The 14,556-nt window shown below is 42.1% G+C and carries 13 protein-coding genes and 1 pseudogene; 2 read left to right on the top strand and 12 right to left on the bottom strand.

The window, feature by feature from the left end:
• The 7 genes and pseudogenes from Q5866_RS19960 to Q5866_RS19990 all read right to left on the bottom strand — a co-directional run.
• Positions 1 to 221, bottom strand: a pseudogene (locus Q5866_RS19960) (hypothetical protein); the annotation flags it as partial.
• The gene (locus tag Q5866_RS19965; protein ID WP_303182099.1) at positions 214 to 1,410 is read right to left on the bottom strand and encodes an acetyl-CoA carboxylase biotin carboxylase subunit family protein; all 1,197 of its coding nucleotides are present in this window, start codon (positions 1,408 to 1,410) and stop codon (positions 214 to 216) included. The gene Q5866_RS19965 and the pseudogene Q5866_RS19960, both read right to left, overlap by 8 nt.
• Positions 1,407 to 2,522, bottom strand: coding sequence for a DegT/DnrJ/EryC1/StrS aminotransferase family protein (locus Q5866_RS19970; RefSeq protein ID WP_303182100.1), 1,116 nt, complete (start codon positions 2,520 to 2,522; stop codon positions 1,407 to 1,409). The genes Q5866_RS19965 and Q5866_RS19970 overlap by 4 nt, the downstream gene beginning before the upstream one ends.
• Positions 2,512 to 3,966 carry a lipopolysaccharide biosynthesis protein gene (locus Q5866_RS19975; protein WP_303182101.1) on the bottom strand — a complete coding sequence of 485 codons (1,455 nt, stop codon included), beginning with the start codon at positions 3,964 to 3,966 and terminating at the stop codon, positions 2,512 to 2,514. The genes Q5866_RS19970 and Q5866_RS19975 overlap by 11 nt, the downstream gene beginning before the upstream one ends.
• A 3-nt stretch (positions 3,967 to 3,969) precedes the next feature.
• Positions 3,970 to 4,857, bottom strand: coding sequence for a glucose-1-phosphate thymidylyltransferase RfbA (gene rfbA / locus Q5866_RS19980; RefSeq protein WP_303182103.1), 888 nt, complete (start codon positions 4,855 to 4,857; stop codon positions 3,970 to 3,972).
• Between the two features lie 12 nt (positions 4,858 to 4,869).
• Complete coding sequence (locus Q5866_RS19985; RefSeq protein ID WP_099289767.1) at positions 4,870 to 5,562, bottom strand: hypothetical protein; 693 nt, start codon at positions 5,560 to 5,562, stop codon at positions 4,870 to 4,872.
• A 9-nt stretch (positions 5,563 to 5,571) separates the two neighbouring features.
• Positions 5,572 to 6,204 (bottom strand): UpxY family transcription antiterminator, encoded by a 633-nt coding sequence (locus Q5866_RS19990; protein WP_366482881.1) that lies wholly within the window; start codon positions 6,202 to 6,204, stop codon positions 5,572 to 5,574.
• A 467-nt stretch (positions 6,205 to 6,671) separates the two neighbouring features.
• Between Q5866_RS19990 and Q5866_RS19995 the strand changes: the two genes are divergently transcribed.
• Complete coding sequence (locus Q5866_RS19995; protein WP_303182105.1) at positions 6,672 to 8,372, top strand: outer membrane beta-barrel family protein; 1,701 nt, start codon at positions 6,672 to 6,674, stop codon at positions 8,370 to 8,372.
• Between the two features lie 75 nt (positions 8,373 to 8,447).
• Here the strand turns inward: Q5866_RS19995 and Q5866_RS20000 are convergent, their stop codons facing one another.
• Both Q5866_RS20000 and Q5866_RS20005 read right to left on the bottom strand, forming a co-directional pair.
• Entirely contained in the window at positions 8,448 to 9,293 is an 846-nt protein-coding gene (locus Q5866_RS20000; RefSeq protein ID WP_099289765.1) for a 3-hydroxybutyryl-CoA dehydrogenase, read from the bottom strand.
• Positions 9,294 to 9,331: 38 nt separating this feature from the next.
• Complete coding sequence (locus Q5866_RS20005) at positions 9,332 to 10,111, bottom strand: short-chain-enoyl-CoA hydratase (protein ID WP_186977567.1); 780 nt, start codon at positions 10,109 to 10,111, stop codon at positions 9,332 to 9,334.
• A 103-nt stretch (positions 10,112 to 10,214) separates the two neighbouring features.
• Between Q5866_RS20005 and Q5866_RS20010 the strand changes: the two genes are divergently transcribed.
• Complete coding sequence (locus Q5866_RS20010; protein WP_186977569.1) at positions 10,215 to 10,811, top strand: MarC family protein; 597 nt, start codon at positions 10,215 to 10,217, stop codon at positions 10,809 to 10,811.
• A gap of 39 nt (positions 10,812 to 10,850) precedes the next feature.
• Here Q5866_RS20010 and Q5866_RS20015 read toward each other — a convergent pair whose 3' ends face one another.
• The 3 genes from Q5866_RS20015 to Q5866_RS20025 all read right to left on the bottom strand — a co-directional run bounded on the left by Q5866_RS20015 (position 10,851) and on the right by Q5866_RS20025 (position 14,493).
• A complete protein-coding gene (locus tag Q5866_RS20015; protein WP_099289762.1) occupies positions 10,851 to 11,501 on the bottom strand; it encodes a tetratricopeptide repeat protein in 651 nt (216 codons plus the stop codon).
• Positions 11,502 to 11,691: 190 nt separating this feature from the next.
• The gene (locus Q5866_RS20020) at positions 11,692 to 13,047 is read right to left on the bottom strand and encodes a porin (RefSeq protein ID WP_303182108.1); all 1,356 of its coding nucleotides are present in this window, start codon (positions 13,045 to 13,047) and stop codon (positions 11,692 to 11,694) included.
• A gap of 24 nt (positions 13,048 to 13,071) precedes the next feature.
• Positions 13,072 to 14,493: a glycerophosphodiester phosphodiesterase family protein gene (locus Q5866_RS20025; protein ID WP_099289760.1), complete on the bottom strand. Its 1,422-nt coding sequence runs from the start codon at positions 14,491 to 14,493 to the stop codon at positions 13,072 to 13,074.
• Positions 14,494 to 14,556: the final 63 nt, after the last annotated feature.

Here is a 14,556-nt window from a genome sequence, read left to right on the forward strand (position 1 = left end):
TCAATCGAATAAAAAGAATAAGGCAGATTCAATTTCACAAGAGGCTCCAAGACGGTATCGCACGTGTAATATGGTATCCACAAACGACTGATATTCCCTTTTGCCCGAAGTATATACTCCAAAGCATTTCTTCCGGAATTCAACAATACCCCGTTATCATGCATAAAACTGCCTTTATTCGACAATTCCAGCTGAAAATATCCCCCGATTTCTTTATGCATTTCCTTGCTCTATCATTACTTCAACATAAGTCGACGGTGTTTCAAAAAAAGCATCCATATCCTCCCGGGTATCAAACTCCAACAACAATATTCCGATTGTTTGGTTGGAACCTAAAAAAACATCTATTTTATCTCCCTCTTTCAGGAATATATAGGAATTATTCACTCTTCCTTTAAAATGCCCGGATAAGCAATATCCTTTATATATCCCGGGGATATGACTATGCAACGCATAATAAGCAAAAACATGCTCATTAGAACCGGGCGTTACAGGAATCGTGTTTCCCAAAGAAGCCTCGACAGCCAAGGCGACCATATTCACGCCAGTATAATTTTGTATTACTTCCGGGATGCAATTTCCCCCGTTGCGAGGACCAAGCTCCATAAGATAAACATGATCGTTTTTATCGACCATCACTTCAAGATTAAAGGATAAATTTTTTAAACCGGAAAGCTGAATCGCCCGCTCGATGTCATCCGTAATATTCTTTTTCAAAACGGAAGATAGTAAAGAAGGAAATTTCATCCCGCAGGGGACATAGCCATTAATACTGTCATCTACCACCTGATCTCCATAACATACAAAATCCAACCGGGAAGTACCAAAAAAACCATCTCCCCCGATCTGGGGTCCGACTTTTTCAATATATTCTTCTATCAACACAATTTTAAGCCTAGAATACGACAGAGCATAGTGAAAAGCCCCCGCAAGCTCATTCTTATCCGAAACTTTAGAAATTCCTTTACTACCGGACGAATCAACCGGTTTTATCATGACCGGGAACCTCCATTCATCTGTATTCACTTCTCGAACATCAAGATAAGGTTTTGCTTTCGGGACACGGAAACCGTTTTTTCTTAAAAACTCCCTCCACAAATGCTTTTCCCCTAAAAGTACAATTTTATCATACGGATTTCCCGGCAGGCCTAATTTTTCACTGACATAGGCTGCCGTGGGAGCTGCCGGGTCTGAAGCGAAACAAAGAATCCCATCCACATGAAGAGAGCGAGCCAATTCCAAAACTTTCTCTTTATCAGTAGTACTTACATTATAATATTCGTCAGCCCATTTATGCCCCGGATTACCCGGTAAATAATCGCAGGTTATAACATGATAACCTTGTGATTTAGCGTATTTAATAGCCGGTACTTGAAAATATGTACCACCAAGAATCAACAACTTTTTCATTGACCGGATTGAATACAATTCAAGATCTTATCAATATCATTCTCCGTTAACCCGTAATACATTGGTAAACAGATGACACTATCCGCCATTTTCACCGCAACAGGAAGATGCACCGGGTTGGCGGATTCCAATCCCCGGTAAGTAGAAAACTCCGTGATCAACGGGTAAAAATAGCGACGCCCCAAGATATTCCATTCTTTCATTCTGAAATAAAGTTCATCGCGAGTCATCCCGTATTCCTCGGCATCAATAAAAATCGGGAAATAAGAATAATTATGGCGGATTCCCGGCATATCTTCCATGACACGGATACCCTTTATATTCCGGAGTCCTTCCCGATATTTTACAGCCACCTGCTTCCGACCTTCGATTGCGGCATCCACTTGTTTTAGATTTAACAAACCGTAAGCACTCCTCACCTCGTCCATTTTTCCGTTAATACCGGGCGCCACGATAGTCACCTCATCCGCGAAACCGAAGTTTTTCAAATAATCAATCCTCTTTTTGGTCTTTTCGTCGTGATACACCAAAGCCCCGCCTTCTATCGTGTTATAAACTTTAGTCGCGTGAAAACTCAACGTGGACATATCTCCGGCATTCAAAATAGATTTTCCGTTTACCTCCACACCAAAAGCATGGGCGGCATCATAAATCACTTTCAACCCGTAAGTATCGGCTATTGCTTGAATACGTCCCGTGGCACAAGGTTTTCCGTACACATGGACAGGCATAATTGCCGTGGTTTTAGGAGTTATTGCCGCCTCGATTTTATCCGGATCAAGATTGCAGGTTTCGGGATCAATATCCACGAATACCGGTTTGATACCATTCCACCACAAAGAATGTGTCGTGGCGACAAAACTATAAGGAGTGGTAATGACCTCTCCCGTTATTCGTAAAGCCTGCAACGCACACATTAAAGGTAAGGTACCGTTAGTAAACAAACTAATGTAAGGCACTTTTAAATACTCGCATAACGCGGCTTCCAGTTCTTTATGAAAACTCCCGTTATTGGTAATCCACTTTTTATCCCAGATACGTTTCAGTAAATCGTTAAACTCATCAAGATCCGGGAGTAACGGGGAGGTTACTGTAATTTGTTTATCTTCCATTTTTAATTTTTTGTAATGCTGACAAGGCGATCGTTTTTATCTCGATATATTCCTCCCGACGAGTCATCTCGCACAACCCCAAGGCGATACCTGCCCCGATAAATAATTGAAGCGGAAGCAAGAGGAAAGGAGATAACGGAAGGAATGAAACCGCGTAAACAACAACGGCCATTACACCCCCGATGCAAAAAGAAGGATATATATCTTTGATCTGCATTTTCATGGTATAGTTCAAAAACTTACCGGAGTAATAAGCATTTAGATAATAAGCGACAAACCCCGTGATCACGCTCCCCCAAAGCATCCAATAGATACTGATAAAGATACCTAACAGAATAGGTCCGACAGCAATGATCTTCTTTAGAATTTCCAATTTCAGGAATAAGTCTGAACGCCCCTGTACTTGCAACATGTTCAAGTTGATAGCGTGTAAGGGATACAACATCATGTTAAAACATATAATAGGCAGTAAACCTGCCGCAATCAGCCATTTCTCCCCGATTAAAACCAATGTCATCGGTTTGGCAATCGCGGCCAGTCCCAACATACAAACAAAAGTAATCAACATCGTAACCTTGATCACCCTTTGGTACGCCAACTTCAATCGTTCCTTATCATCTTGAATAGAACTCAACACCGGATAACTCACGCGTTGCACGATGGTAGTCAGGTTACTGGAAAAGATGGCTCCAAATTGTTTGGAACGGGTGTACTGCCCTAACATTTGCGCACTATAACATTTCCCGATAACCACTTGAAAAATTTCTTTCCAAGTCGTGTTGATCAGTTCTGATACCAATAATTTCCACCCGAACCCGAATAATTCACGAAAGCTTTGCCACGAGAATTGCAGTTTGGGAAGCCATTTATTATAAAACCAAAGAAAACCGGTGTTCAGTAATTGCCGAGATATCTGTTGTCCGACCAAACTCCATACCCCCATTCCCCCGAATGCCATACTGATTCCGATAATTCCACTCGAGATAGAGGCAATTAAAGAGACTTTAGTCTGCGTCTTGAAGTCAACACGCTTCATTAAGAGCGTCTGTTGAATAATAGCAAAAGCATTAATAATCAACACGATTCCCATAACACGGGTTAAGAGAATCAATTCCGAGTTATCAAAAAAACGGCTGATAGCAGGCGAACAAGCAAAAAGAACAAAGAATAATAAAATACTCAACAGCAAGTTAGAAAAAAACACCGTGTTGTAGTCTATATCTTTAGCGTTGTTCTTTCGAATCAAAGCATTAGAAAAACCGCTGTCAACAATACTATTGAACACGGCTATGAATATGGTAATAATACCTATCAAACCGTATTCTTCCGGGGTAAGTAATCTTGCCAATACCAACCCGACCAGAAACATTATTCCTTGGTTGGCTATATTATCGGCAAAACTCCAAGCTGTACCCTTTATTGTCTTTTGCTTTAATGAAGACATGAACTATCTACCTTTCAGTTCTTCAACGACACGAAGCAGATACTGCCCGTATTGATTTTTTATCATCGGTTGTGCCACATCCTGCATTTTTTCTCGAGTAATCCACCCTTTACGATAGGCAATTGCCTCTAGACAAGCAATTTTCAGTCCTTGGCGTTTTTCGATTACTTCAACAAAAGTAGATGCTTCAGCCAAAGATTCGTGAGTTCCCGTGTCCAGCCAAGCAAACCCTCGTCCCAACAATTGAACTTTCAGCGCATTATCTTTTAAAAACTCTTGATTAACCGTGGTGATTTCCAACTCTCCCCGGTCTGAAGGCTTAATTGTTTTAGCCACCTTCACAACTGAATTAGGATAAAAATACAATCCCACTACCGCATAATTCGATTTCGGTTCCCGCGGTTTTTCTTCTATGGACAGCACGTTCCCCTCCTTATCAAATTCCGCCACGCCATAACGTTCCGGAGCAGAAACCCAATAGCCGAAAACTGTCGCTTTACTTTCTCGTTCTGCCGTTTTCACGGCTTCGGACAAAAGTTTCGTGAAAAAACTACCATAAAATATATTATCTCCCAGTACCAGACAAACAGGATCTTCACCGATAAACTTTTCACCGATAATAAAAGCCTGTGCTAACCCATCCGGGCTAGGCTGTTCCGCGTACTCGAAACGTACCCCGTAATCATCCCCGTTCCCAAGCAAGCGTTGAAAAGCAGGCAGATCCTGCGGGGTGGAAATAATCAAAATTTCACGTATTCCCGCTAACATCAATACTGATATCGGATAATAGATCATGGGTTTGTCATACACCGGCAACAATTGCTTACTTACCCCTTTGGTAATAGGATATAATCGAGTTCCGGACCCTCCGGCCAATACAATTCCTTTCATTGAAAATAATACTTATGAATTCAAATTCATTTCCTCGTATTCACGAGCAGACAATATATCAAACTGCAATGCCAATGTACAAAGGTCATCGGGCTCTTGCTCTACAATCATCTTATCCAAAAACAACGTATTTTCGTCGGTATTCCTATTACTTCCGACAATATTGTAATAGAAGTCCACGGCACGATTTTTTCTCCATCCTTTTTCCACGTTTATAGTGAATTTCTCCTCCTCCCATTCATGGATGATGTGCCACGCGAATTCCAAATACTTCTCTTCATTCATGAAATAATAACAGCTGCACAACATCCGACACATTTCAGGGGTACGGCAAGTTTCAACTGTTTTGTCCCCGTTTTCCAATGCTCGGAGAATCTCGCAAGCCTCATCCAACGCCTTATTTAGAATATCCATATCCGAATACGTCAAATAAGAATCCATCAAATCCGCCACATGCCCTACCCGTTCTTCCACGGAGATTGAAGTACTTCCCAATTGAAGCGACAAAACATTCGCGATCTCCCGTATACGTTCATGTATTTTCCACCGGGAAACATAACTATCTTCCAGCCAAGGAAAAACACGTACCATCGAATAAGCCGCCAAAAAACCATGCAGCAAACACGATAATGAAGACACGGGAAAATCTTTCACACGCGTATTCCATACCTTACGGTATAAATCCTTAAATGCTCTCGTATCCATTTATTATTATTATCCTATTTTCTCTAAGAATGACCCCGGAATATACGAGGTCGCTATTGAAACCACACCTTCCAACCGTACAATGACTCTTTTATGACCTTTGATTCGCAACAGTTCGCCTTCCAATCCCGCTAAAGGTCCTTTGATCACCCGAACCCGATCACCCCGTTTTAATTCTTCATTAATTACTTCCACCGTACTTTCCGAAAAATCAAGTAAAAACATAAAATCATTCATCTGTCTGTCCGGGACAATTAGAGAATGGCGGGTTACAGGGTCTTTAAGATAAACAACATTCACTCCCAGCTCATTAATTAATGAAAAAGCGGTTACTTGATCCGTTCGGATAAAAATTAAATGTGGTATTAATATCACTCGTACTCTTTTTTTACCGGCAGACGTCTCTCGAACCTCTTCCCGTATGGCCAGATAGTTCTCTATTTCCAGTCCATCCAACCGCTTCTTGATTGTTAATTCCTGGTTTGTCTTCGTGTAAGCCGCGAACCAAAATATTTTTCGCTCTCTATCTGACATTTTCAAAGTACCCTCTTGCATTAATAGATCATTCATTAAAACCGTCCGGATGCGCTTCGCGCACTGACCTTTTTCATCAGGAATCGACGTTTTTACCATGTGTTCCATATACCATCCTTAAACAGGTACAATATATGAAAACTGTCCTTTTGGGAAATTTCCACTATCCAACCAAGAGTTTTCAATGGCACTATTTACCCATGCATGTTATTTTGTAAATAAAAACAGAACCGCACGTTAATAATTTTCCACAATATCCGCTCTTTTTTGGACACCACAAAAGTATTGGCTGAAGCATGGAAAATGGTGACTTTTCGTAGACATTTACCTCTCTCTCGAAACCTAATACCACAACTGCAAATTGAAAAAATACGATTTATGACATTATTTATTGAAATATGTATTGTTTTTGTCGAATTGACAAACATTCTTAATATTATTTTTCATACACACAAACTCGACATACTGACCTCCCTCTCTAATTTCTAATAAATCCTAAAAATGAACCATTCAACGCAAGGAATCTCGGAGTATTCTTGTCATATTCCTGTTTAAAAACAATAAACCGGATATACATGAAGAAAAAGGGCATTCAACTCATTTTCTCTTTCCTGGCATTATGTGTGTGCTCCGAGATTCAAGGACAAGAGGACAGCAAAAAAGCAAAAGGCACATTCAATGGCTCGATCTCGTTGAATTATGATTTCACGAACAACTTCACAGGGAACATCAACTTGGGATACAATCGAAAGAATTGGGATTTATACATGGATTATTCCGGACATTCCGATCGAATTGAAATCAGTAGCGAACTATCACGTTATTTTCATGATAACAAAATATTCCAATCCATCGAAACCGAACAACATCATTTAAGCCATTTGATAAACCTTCAAATTAATCTACGTCCCTCTACCCGTAATTTATTTCTTTGGGACTTCAAGGTACACCTTCCTAAAATCACCACGAATCAAGAGATAGGTGATAATGAACATAACAGGATCGCTTTCGCCCGAAAAACATTTGAAACCTCCTTGGCTTACAAACACATATTCGAACAAGACAGGCAGGAACTGTCACTAAATGGTACTTTCTCGTACACGAAAGATTCCCATCCATCCAAATACCATGTAAATCATAATATTGTCCATGTATCCAACAGCAAAGAAATCCCTCGCTTCATTCACCTGCAAATGGACTACATAGAATCACTATCCGACAAAGGACATTTGGAAACCGGAATCAAATTTTTCTCCCGCTGGAATATAATAAATTATATCCGCGAGGAATCACCGGAAGAAAATTCAAACCACTCTCCATCCCGTGAGGTTCTAAACCATGATGAATATATCTTTTCGCCTTACCTTTTCTATTCCGATCAAGCGGGTAAACAGTTCCATTATAAAATAGGTCTGCAAGCCGATTACGATGATACAGGACATTTTTACCCGTATCCGTTACTGGCTGTCAGCTACTCGCTTGCAGACAATCAGCAATTAGCGTTCCGCTTTACCCGGCAGTCCACACGACCGGACTACACGCAATTAACTCCATCTCTGACATATATCGACCGCATAACATTCGAACAAGGTAACCCGACATTACGACCGGAAATTATGAATCGGGCGGAAATCAATCACTCGTATTCGGGTAAACAAATACAAGTAAACAGCACCCTCTACTTCAACGCAACCGAAAAATTCATTTCCCCGGTGTACTCGTTCACCCCGGACAACAGCTTACTCCTGAGTTACATGAACGGTATCATACAAAACGAAATCGGATTGGATATAGAAATTCCTTTTGAACCTAGCCCGTGGCTAACCGTGCATCCCGCGTTTTCCTTCACACACACGCACTCTTCCGGCAAATCCGGGGATATCGATCTCCACACCAATGCTTTCTGTTGGAACAGCGATTGGAGGATAACTATAATTCCCCGTAAATACATGGAATTCCAAGCTAATTTCCGGTATCGTTCCCCTACAAAAGTTCCACAATTCAAGCTGGAAGAAGACTACTATCTTGATTTATACGTCCGCCAAGGTTTCTTAGGTGATCGGCTTCAAATAAGCTTTTCCGTCACGGACGTTTTCGACACTTCCGAATGGAATATTCATTCCCTCAAAGGTCAACACTATCTCCAAAACTACAGTAAAGAAGCCACCCACGCCTATTGGATCGGACTGACATTTCATTTCAATTCTTACAAACTGCGACAAATAGTGGACGACCCGCATCCCGTCAAACGCTCTTCCGTTCGTTTGGGACAGTAAAAAAAGCGACGCTTGCTCATCCCGAACAGCGTCGCTTTCATATCACAATTTGCAACCAGCAATTTACAACCCCGATTATTTACGATAATCGTAGAAACCGATTCCGGTCTTGCGTCCTAACTGGTTGGCACGAACCATTTTGCGTAATAACGGATGCGGGCGATATTTAGAATCTTCAAACTCATGGAACAATACCTCCATGATTGCCAGACATACATCCAATCCGATCAAGTCGCCCAAAGCCAAAGGTCCCATCGGGTGATTGGCACCCAGTTTCATGGCCTCGTCAATCTCTTCCTTGGAAGCCACTCCATCGGCGTAAATACTGATTCCCTCGTTAATCATCGGAATCAAGATCCGGTTCACGACGAATCCCGGAGCCTCGTTCGCGCTTACCGGAGTTTTACCGATCTCGGTAGCGATAGCCATCACCTTGTCATGAGTTTCTTGAGAGGTCAATTGTCCCGTGATCACTTCTACCAACTTCATCATTGGCACCGGATTAAAGAAGTGCATCCCGATCACTTTATCCGGACGACTTGTAGCGGCACCGATCTCGGTAATAGAAAGAGAAGAAGTATTCGTCGCGAGAATAGCTTCCGGTTTACAGATAGCATCCAACGTCTTGAATATCTCGAGCTTAGTCGGCATATCCTCGGCAACACCCTCGATTACCAAATCGACATCCTTACAATCCCCGTAATCCATCGTATCTTTGATACGAGCCTTTATCGCCTCTTTCTCCGCGGCTTCCATCTTGCCTTTTTCAACCAATTTGGAAAGACTCTTTTCGATCGTTTTGTGAGCTTTCTCCAAAGATGCTTCCGAGCGACCTTTCAACAGGACATCATGCCCTGCTTGGGCGAAAGTCTGGGCAATGCCATTACCCATCGTACCTGTTCCTACAACGCAAATTTTCATATTATCTAATTCTTTCGTTTATTAAAAAAATATCATTACTATCTTTTCTTAAAATCGGCATTCCTTTTGCCCAAAAATGCTTGCATCCCTTCTTTCTGATCTTCCGTTGAGAAACAAAGCCCGAACAAATCGGCCTCGATTGAGATCCCGGTATCTATGTCCGTTTCGATACCCCGGTTTATCGCTTCCTTGGCATAACGAACGGCAAGCGGAGCCTTGGATGCTATCTTTTTCGCCATAGCCATACATTCATCCATCAAGACTTCGGGTGCCACAACTTTATTTACCAATCCGATACGATAAGCTTCTTCCGCGACAATAACGTCTGCCGTGTAGATCAACTCCTTTGCCTTACCGATCCCCACTACACGAGCCAGACGTTGAGTCCCCGAGAAGCCGGGAGTAATACCCAAACCGACCTCCGGTTGTCCGAATTTCGCTTTCACAGAGGCAACACGGATATCACAAGCCATTGCCAATTCACAACCGCCACCCAACGCGAAACCGTTCACGGCAGCAATAACAACCTTATCCAACAACTCAATTTTTCTAAAGACGGATGCTCCCAATTCACCGAATGCCTTTCCTTCGATAGCGTTCATCTCACACATTTGTGAAATATCTGCCCCGGCAACAAAGGAACGCCCTTCACCCGTCAGGATTACCACATCAATACTATTATCTTCTTTTATCTCGGCAAAGGTTGCATCCAACTCTTTCAATATAGTAGAGTTAAGCGCATTCAACGCTTCAGGATTATTGATCTTCACCGTGCAGATATTCTCTTGCTTTTCTATGATTAATTTCGTGTAAGCCATAGCTTTTCCGTATTATTATAATTCATTTTGATAACACCGTCCGTTTCCGTATCTTTGCACACAAAATTACAATATTAATTGAGAATAAACCAACCTTTTTGACATGAGTTTTTCAGAGTTTAGCATTCAGGAATTAGCAAGCGCGTTTATGGTACTTTTTGCAGTCATCGATATCACGGGCACAGTCCCCATTATCATTGACATTCAAAAAAACGGACACAAAATAAGTGCCATGAAAGCCGCATTGGCATCCTTTGCCATACTAATCACATTCCTGTATGTCGGCGACCGCCTGTTAAACTTGTTTAGCGTGGATATATCCTCTTTCGCCGTGGCAGGTTCACTCGTTATCTTTGTGCTTGCCGTGGAAATGATATTCGGTATACCGATCTTCAAAAATGACAGTCCTTCCGGTACTGCCTCCATTGTCCCTCTGGTCTTCCCGTTAATCGTGGGTGCCGGTACACTTACCACGTTGCTATCGTTACGTGCCGAGTATCATATTATTAACATTATTATAGCCTTAACGCTAAACATTATTGTTGTCTATTTCGTATTAAAGAATGTCACGCTGGTCGAGAAAGTATTCGGGAAAGGCGGAGTATATATACTACGCAAATTCTTGGGGATTATTCTTCTGGCAATTTCCGTGAAACTTTTCACCAGCAATCTCACATCACTAATTGATATTTTTAAATAACAAAGGGGCTGAATGCCCCTTTATGTTATGCAACAATCGCTATCTGCAATAGCGATTAATATATGCATTCACGCTGGTAACGCCTAAACTTTTTGCCTTCCGCCAATCAACACATGCCTCTTTCCGTTTACCCGTTTGGAAATAAGCGATGCCCCGATTAGCGTAAATAGCCCCGTTGTCCTTGTTCAGTTTTAACGAATACGTGTAATCCGGAATAGCCTTAGCAAACTCGTTCTGTTTCAGATAGCAATTTCCCCGGTTCAAATAATAGGCGTATACCAACTCGTAATCCTCACCGTTCTTTTTTGAATAGTCAATTGCCAGAGAATACTCTTTCACCGCTTCCGTGTACTTTTTTTGATTTTGGTAAAGGTTCCCCAGATAATAACATAATTCATCGTCTTCCTCGAAAATTTTCTTTGCCTTAATCAAATAATCTTTCAATAAAGAAATCTGATTCGTGTGCGAACAGGCAACATTTAGTGATAAATAAACTTCCCTTAGCTTAGGATTCAAGCGATTTGCCGCTATTAACTTTTGCACGGCATCTTGATAATCCCCGTTTTCGATGTCTTTATTCGCTTCCTGCAACAACTCGATAGGCTTATTAATCGCACTTACATCAACTTGCCCCACCGCAAACTTTGCCACAGAAACCAACGCCACCAAGAGTAAAGTAATTCTTCTCATAGTTTTCCCGCTAAATTATAGATTAGTGTTTTGTGTGTATCAAAAGTCAAAAATAATAAAACGGAATTAAAAATGCAAGAGAAGAATTTAGTTTGTAAAGTTCATGAAATTTATAAAGTTCATAAAGTATGTCAAAAATAACATACCTTATGAACTTTAAATCCCAATGGGACAACTTTATAAACCTGTATTAGAACGATACCATCAAGCGCATCTGCAATTGATGAAAATTCTTATCCAAAGGATAATACACGTTCTTCAAGTTACTGTATTGATATTCACCCATCACCTTCACGTACTGGTTTAACGTGTAGTTAATCCCCACCGTGGCAGTATGCAAACGTCCTCCCCCGATGCTGGTCGAAACAGGCGGATAGTCGGAAACCACCCCGTCCGGATAGAATACATGTTTACCGATCAGAAAGAAATCCCCCTTGTTAATATCATTCAATTCGGTGTAGCTGTAGCGGGCAACAACCTCCAAGTCGCCCTTACTGTTACATCCTCCCAGCAAACCGTATTCATCATCGTACTCGTATGCATTTCCGCGAATCAGATATCCCATCTCCGCGTAAGCACCTTGAAATTTAGAACTTCTTATCGGGTTACCCGCTAACCAAGATTCTTGCGTTGTCCAACTCCAAACTCCTCCCAATTGGTTCTCGAAAAGCTCCCGGTCATTTCTACTCTTGTAAATACGTTTATAAATATACTCCCCTCTAAAAAAGAAATCGTCAGATTTAAACAAAACTTCCGGTCCAAAAGTAATTGTATTCTTTGCCCAAGGTACATCAGCACTGAGGAATTTGGTCGTGGCATCCACGTAGGTCTGCATATTCGACTCCAACTCCATATTCGTCCGGAAAACATTATCGACCACTTCACCCGTGTTCGTTCTGGCATAATGAAAAGAAGCCCCCACGTGTAACGTGATATCCTCGTCATTAATCGGTTTGTACAACCAACGCCCGCTAAGACTCACTCCTTGGAATCCTGAGATTTGATCATTATACTTGTTCTCGGCGAAAATACCTTGATCGGCAAAGAAACTGGCATCATAATACTTGTAAGTAATACCTAAACTGCGTCCAGCAGATAACGCCATGGCAGGAGCCGCACGGGCAATAAAATGATAATTATACAAGCTGGCGTTCAGACTCATGCTTGACGGTTCATTAAAATATCCCGCTTTCAAACTATGAATCGCAAATGGAGATTCACCGAAATTATACCGCACGAAAATATTCTTTTGGGTAAACTTGCCTTTCGAGAAATCGAAATCGGCATAAAAATAGAATTGTCTATATGTCAACGACGTACGGATACGGGCATCGGTAATCGCCGCACCGGACTTCATCGGAGTGTACTCCGAATGGTAATAAGCGACATCGGCAAACAGGCGGGCTCCCGCGGTAAACCGTAGTCCGTTTTCCTTATTTATATATTGTAGCAAGGGATTCGGCACATCCTCGACCTGAGCTTTTACCCCGTTAGATAACATCACGAGGGCGACCAACATCACGGGAAATAATATATATCTTTTCATACTGATCTGTATTTAAATAATGATTTAGTATCCTAACCTTTCTAACACAACTCTCGCATCCACCAAATCCTGTGATGCCGGACTCTTTCTCCATCCCTGCGTAATCATGTAATTGATACTCATGTCAGAGTGATTCGTGAACAATGCGTCCAGATAAGGAGCTTTATACTTCCCGTCAATCTCCACGCCGAAATTATACTGGCCGAAATACTTTGCCATTTGGTCATACGTGTCAAAAGAATAAGGATGATTCTTCATTCCCGCTTTATGTATCAGGTAATCCTGCCAAGGATTATTCAACTCCGGGTAATCATTCGGGGCTCCGGCAATACACGGTCCTATAAAATGTGCCTTGTACTTCACGCCCAAGTTGATAAATGAAGCGTATCCCAGCGGATCATCATAAGTCAGATCGGTTGCTCCCGTTCCTTTCCATAACAAGAAACACATCGGAACCTGCCCCTTGTAATGTTCGGCTATACGTACCAGACTCTCCAACGAGAAAGTCTGTAAAATCACCTTACCGTTCGTGTTCCCCGTGTTCACCTTACCGTTCACATAGAAAGGCGTATTCTCCGCCTCCGGTTTGGTAATAATATTCATGTCCAAACGATCCAGCTCCTCGTAAACCAGTTCCTCGAACCCGGTCGGATTCAACCACGGTTCCTTGAACTCGATATAGATACCCGGTCTGTGTCCCGTGTCCTCCGGATCCGCCTCGTACTCGAAAGTATACTTGATCAAATCGGCAGTACCACTCAAACTCTTGATCTTCTCCCCGGTTTTCTGACCTATCGTGAAAACACGTTGTCCGTCGCCATCTCTCTTCAATATTTTCCCACGGGCGAAATTAACAAGGTCCTCCAAGGTAGAAACATACTGGTGTTGCTCCGAGAAACTCGGACGTGCCTGCTCGATACTTGTCTCGTTAAACCACGTTCCGGCATCCAGCATGGACAACTCCTCGTAAGTGTAATAAGCCGGGAGATTCGGTACGAAATTCTTGGCATCCACTCGCGTAAGAGAATCGGCCTCGGCCTCCGTGTACCCGATCTTCTGGTAATACGCTTTCCGTATATCAAACGGCAACGTCTCCCCGAATACGTTTTCGATATTCGTCGTGCGTTTCAGATTATCATCATGCAAAGCAAGCACAACCCCGTCCTTTGACACCTGCATATCACATTCCAGATAATCGGCACCAATCTCTCTTGCCCAGCGATAAGCGGCTTCTGTTTCCTCCGGTGCCCAGAATGTAGATCCCCGGTGTGCAACAACAGCATACTCCGGCACGTAATCCCTAACCTTTATCATGTCCTCCGTGAGATGATCGAGCTCCACCCGATCCACGTCAACATTGATATTGTTGAATTTTTGGTCTTCACACGACATGACGAAAGCTAATAGCCCGCATGCCATTGCTGCATAAAAAAACTTTTTGATCATAGTTTTTGAATTTTAGAGCGGTTAATGTTTGTTTTCTCCTTTCACTAAATATTGTTCCTCTTT

Source organism: uncultured Butyricimonas sp., from assembly GCF_959596855.1.
Lineage (GTDB): Bacteria > Bacteroidota > Bacteroidia > Bacteroidales > Marinifilaceae > Butyricimonas > Butyricimonas muris.

What these genes read in the sequence shown, in the direction of transcription:
- Q5866_RS20000 (WP_099289765.1), bottom strand. Translation starts at nt 9,293, where the DNA reads ATGAAAATTTGCGTTGTAGGAACAGGTACGATGGGTAATGGCATTGCC.
- rfbA (WP_303182103.1), bottom strand. Translation starts at nt 4,857, where the DNA reads ATGAAAGGAATTGTATTGGCCGGAGGGTCCGGAACTCGATTATATCCT.
- Q5866_RS20010 (WP_186977569.1), top strand. Translation starts at nt 10,215, where the DNA reads ATGAGTTTTTCAGAGTTTAGCATTCAGGAATTAGCAAGCGCGTTTATG.
- Q5866_RS19975 (WP_303182101.1), bottom strand. Translation starts at nt 3,966, where the DNA reads ATGTCTTCATTAAAGCAAAAGACAATAAAGGGTACAGCTTGGAGTTTT.
- Q5866_RS19970 (WP_303182100.1), bottom strand. Translation starts at nt 2,522, where the DNA reads ATGGAAGATAAACAAATTACAGTAACCTCCCCGTTACTCCCGGATCTT.
- Q5866_RS19985 (WP_099289767.1), bottom strand. Translation starts at nt 5,562, where the DNA reads ATGGATACGAGAGCATTTAAGGATTTATACCGTAAGGTATGGAATACG.
- Q5866_RS19965 (WP_303182099.1), bottom strand. Translation starts at nt 1,410, where the DNA reads ATGAAAAAGTTGTTGATTCTTGGTGGTACATATTTTCAAGTACCGGCT.
- Q5866_RS20025 (WP_099289760.1), bottom strand. Translation starts at nt 14,493, where the DNA reads ATGATCAAAAAGTTTTTTTATGCAGCAATGGCATGCGGGCTATTAGCT.
- Q5866_RS20015 (WP_099289762.1), bottom strand. Translation starts at nt 11,501, where the DNA reads ATGAGAAGAATTACTTTACTCTTGGTGGCGTTGGTTTCTGTGGCAAAG.
- Q5866_RS20005 (WP_186977567.1), bottom strand. Translation starts at nt 10,111, where the DNA reads ATGGCTTACACGAAATTAATCATAGAAAAGCAAGAGAATATCTGCACG.
- Q5866_RS20020 (WP_303182108.1), bottom strand. Translation starts at nt 13,047, where the DNA reads ATGAAAAGATATATATTATTTCCCGTGATGTTGGTCGCCCTCGTGATG.
- Q5866_RS19990 (WP_366482881.1), bottom strand. Translation starts at nt 6,204, where the DNA reads ATGGAACACATGGTAAAAACGTCGATTCCTGATGAAAAAGGTCAGTGC.
- Q5866_RS19995 (WP_303182105.1), top strand. Translation starts at nt 6,672, where the DNA reads ATGAAGAAAAAGGGCATTCAACTCATTTTCTCTTTCCTGGCATTATGT.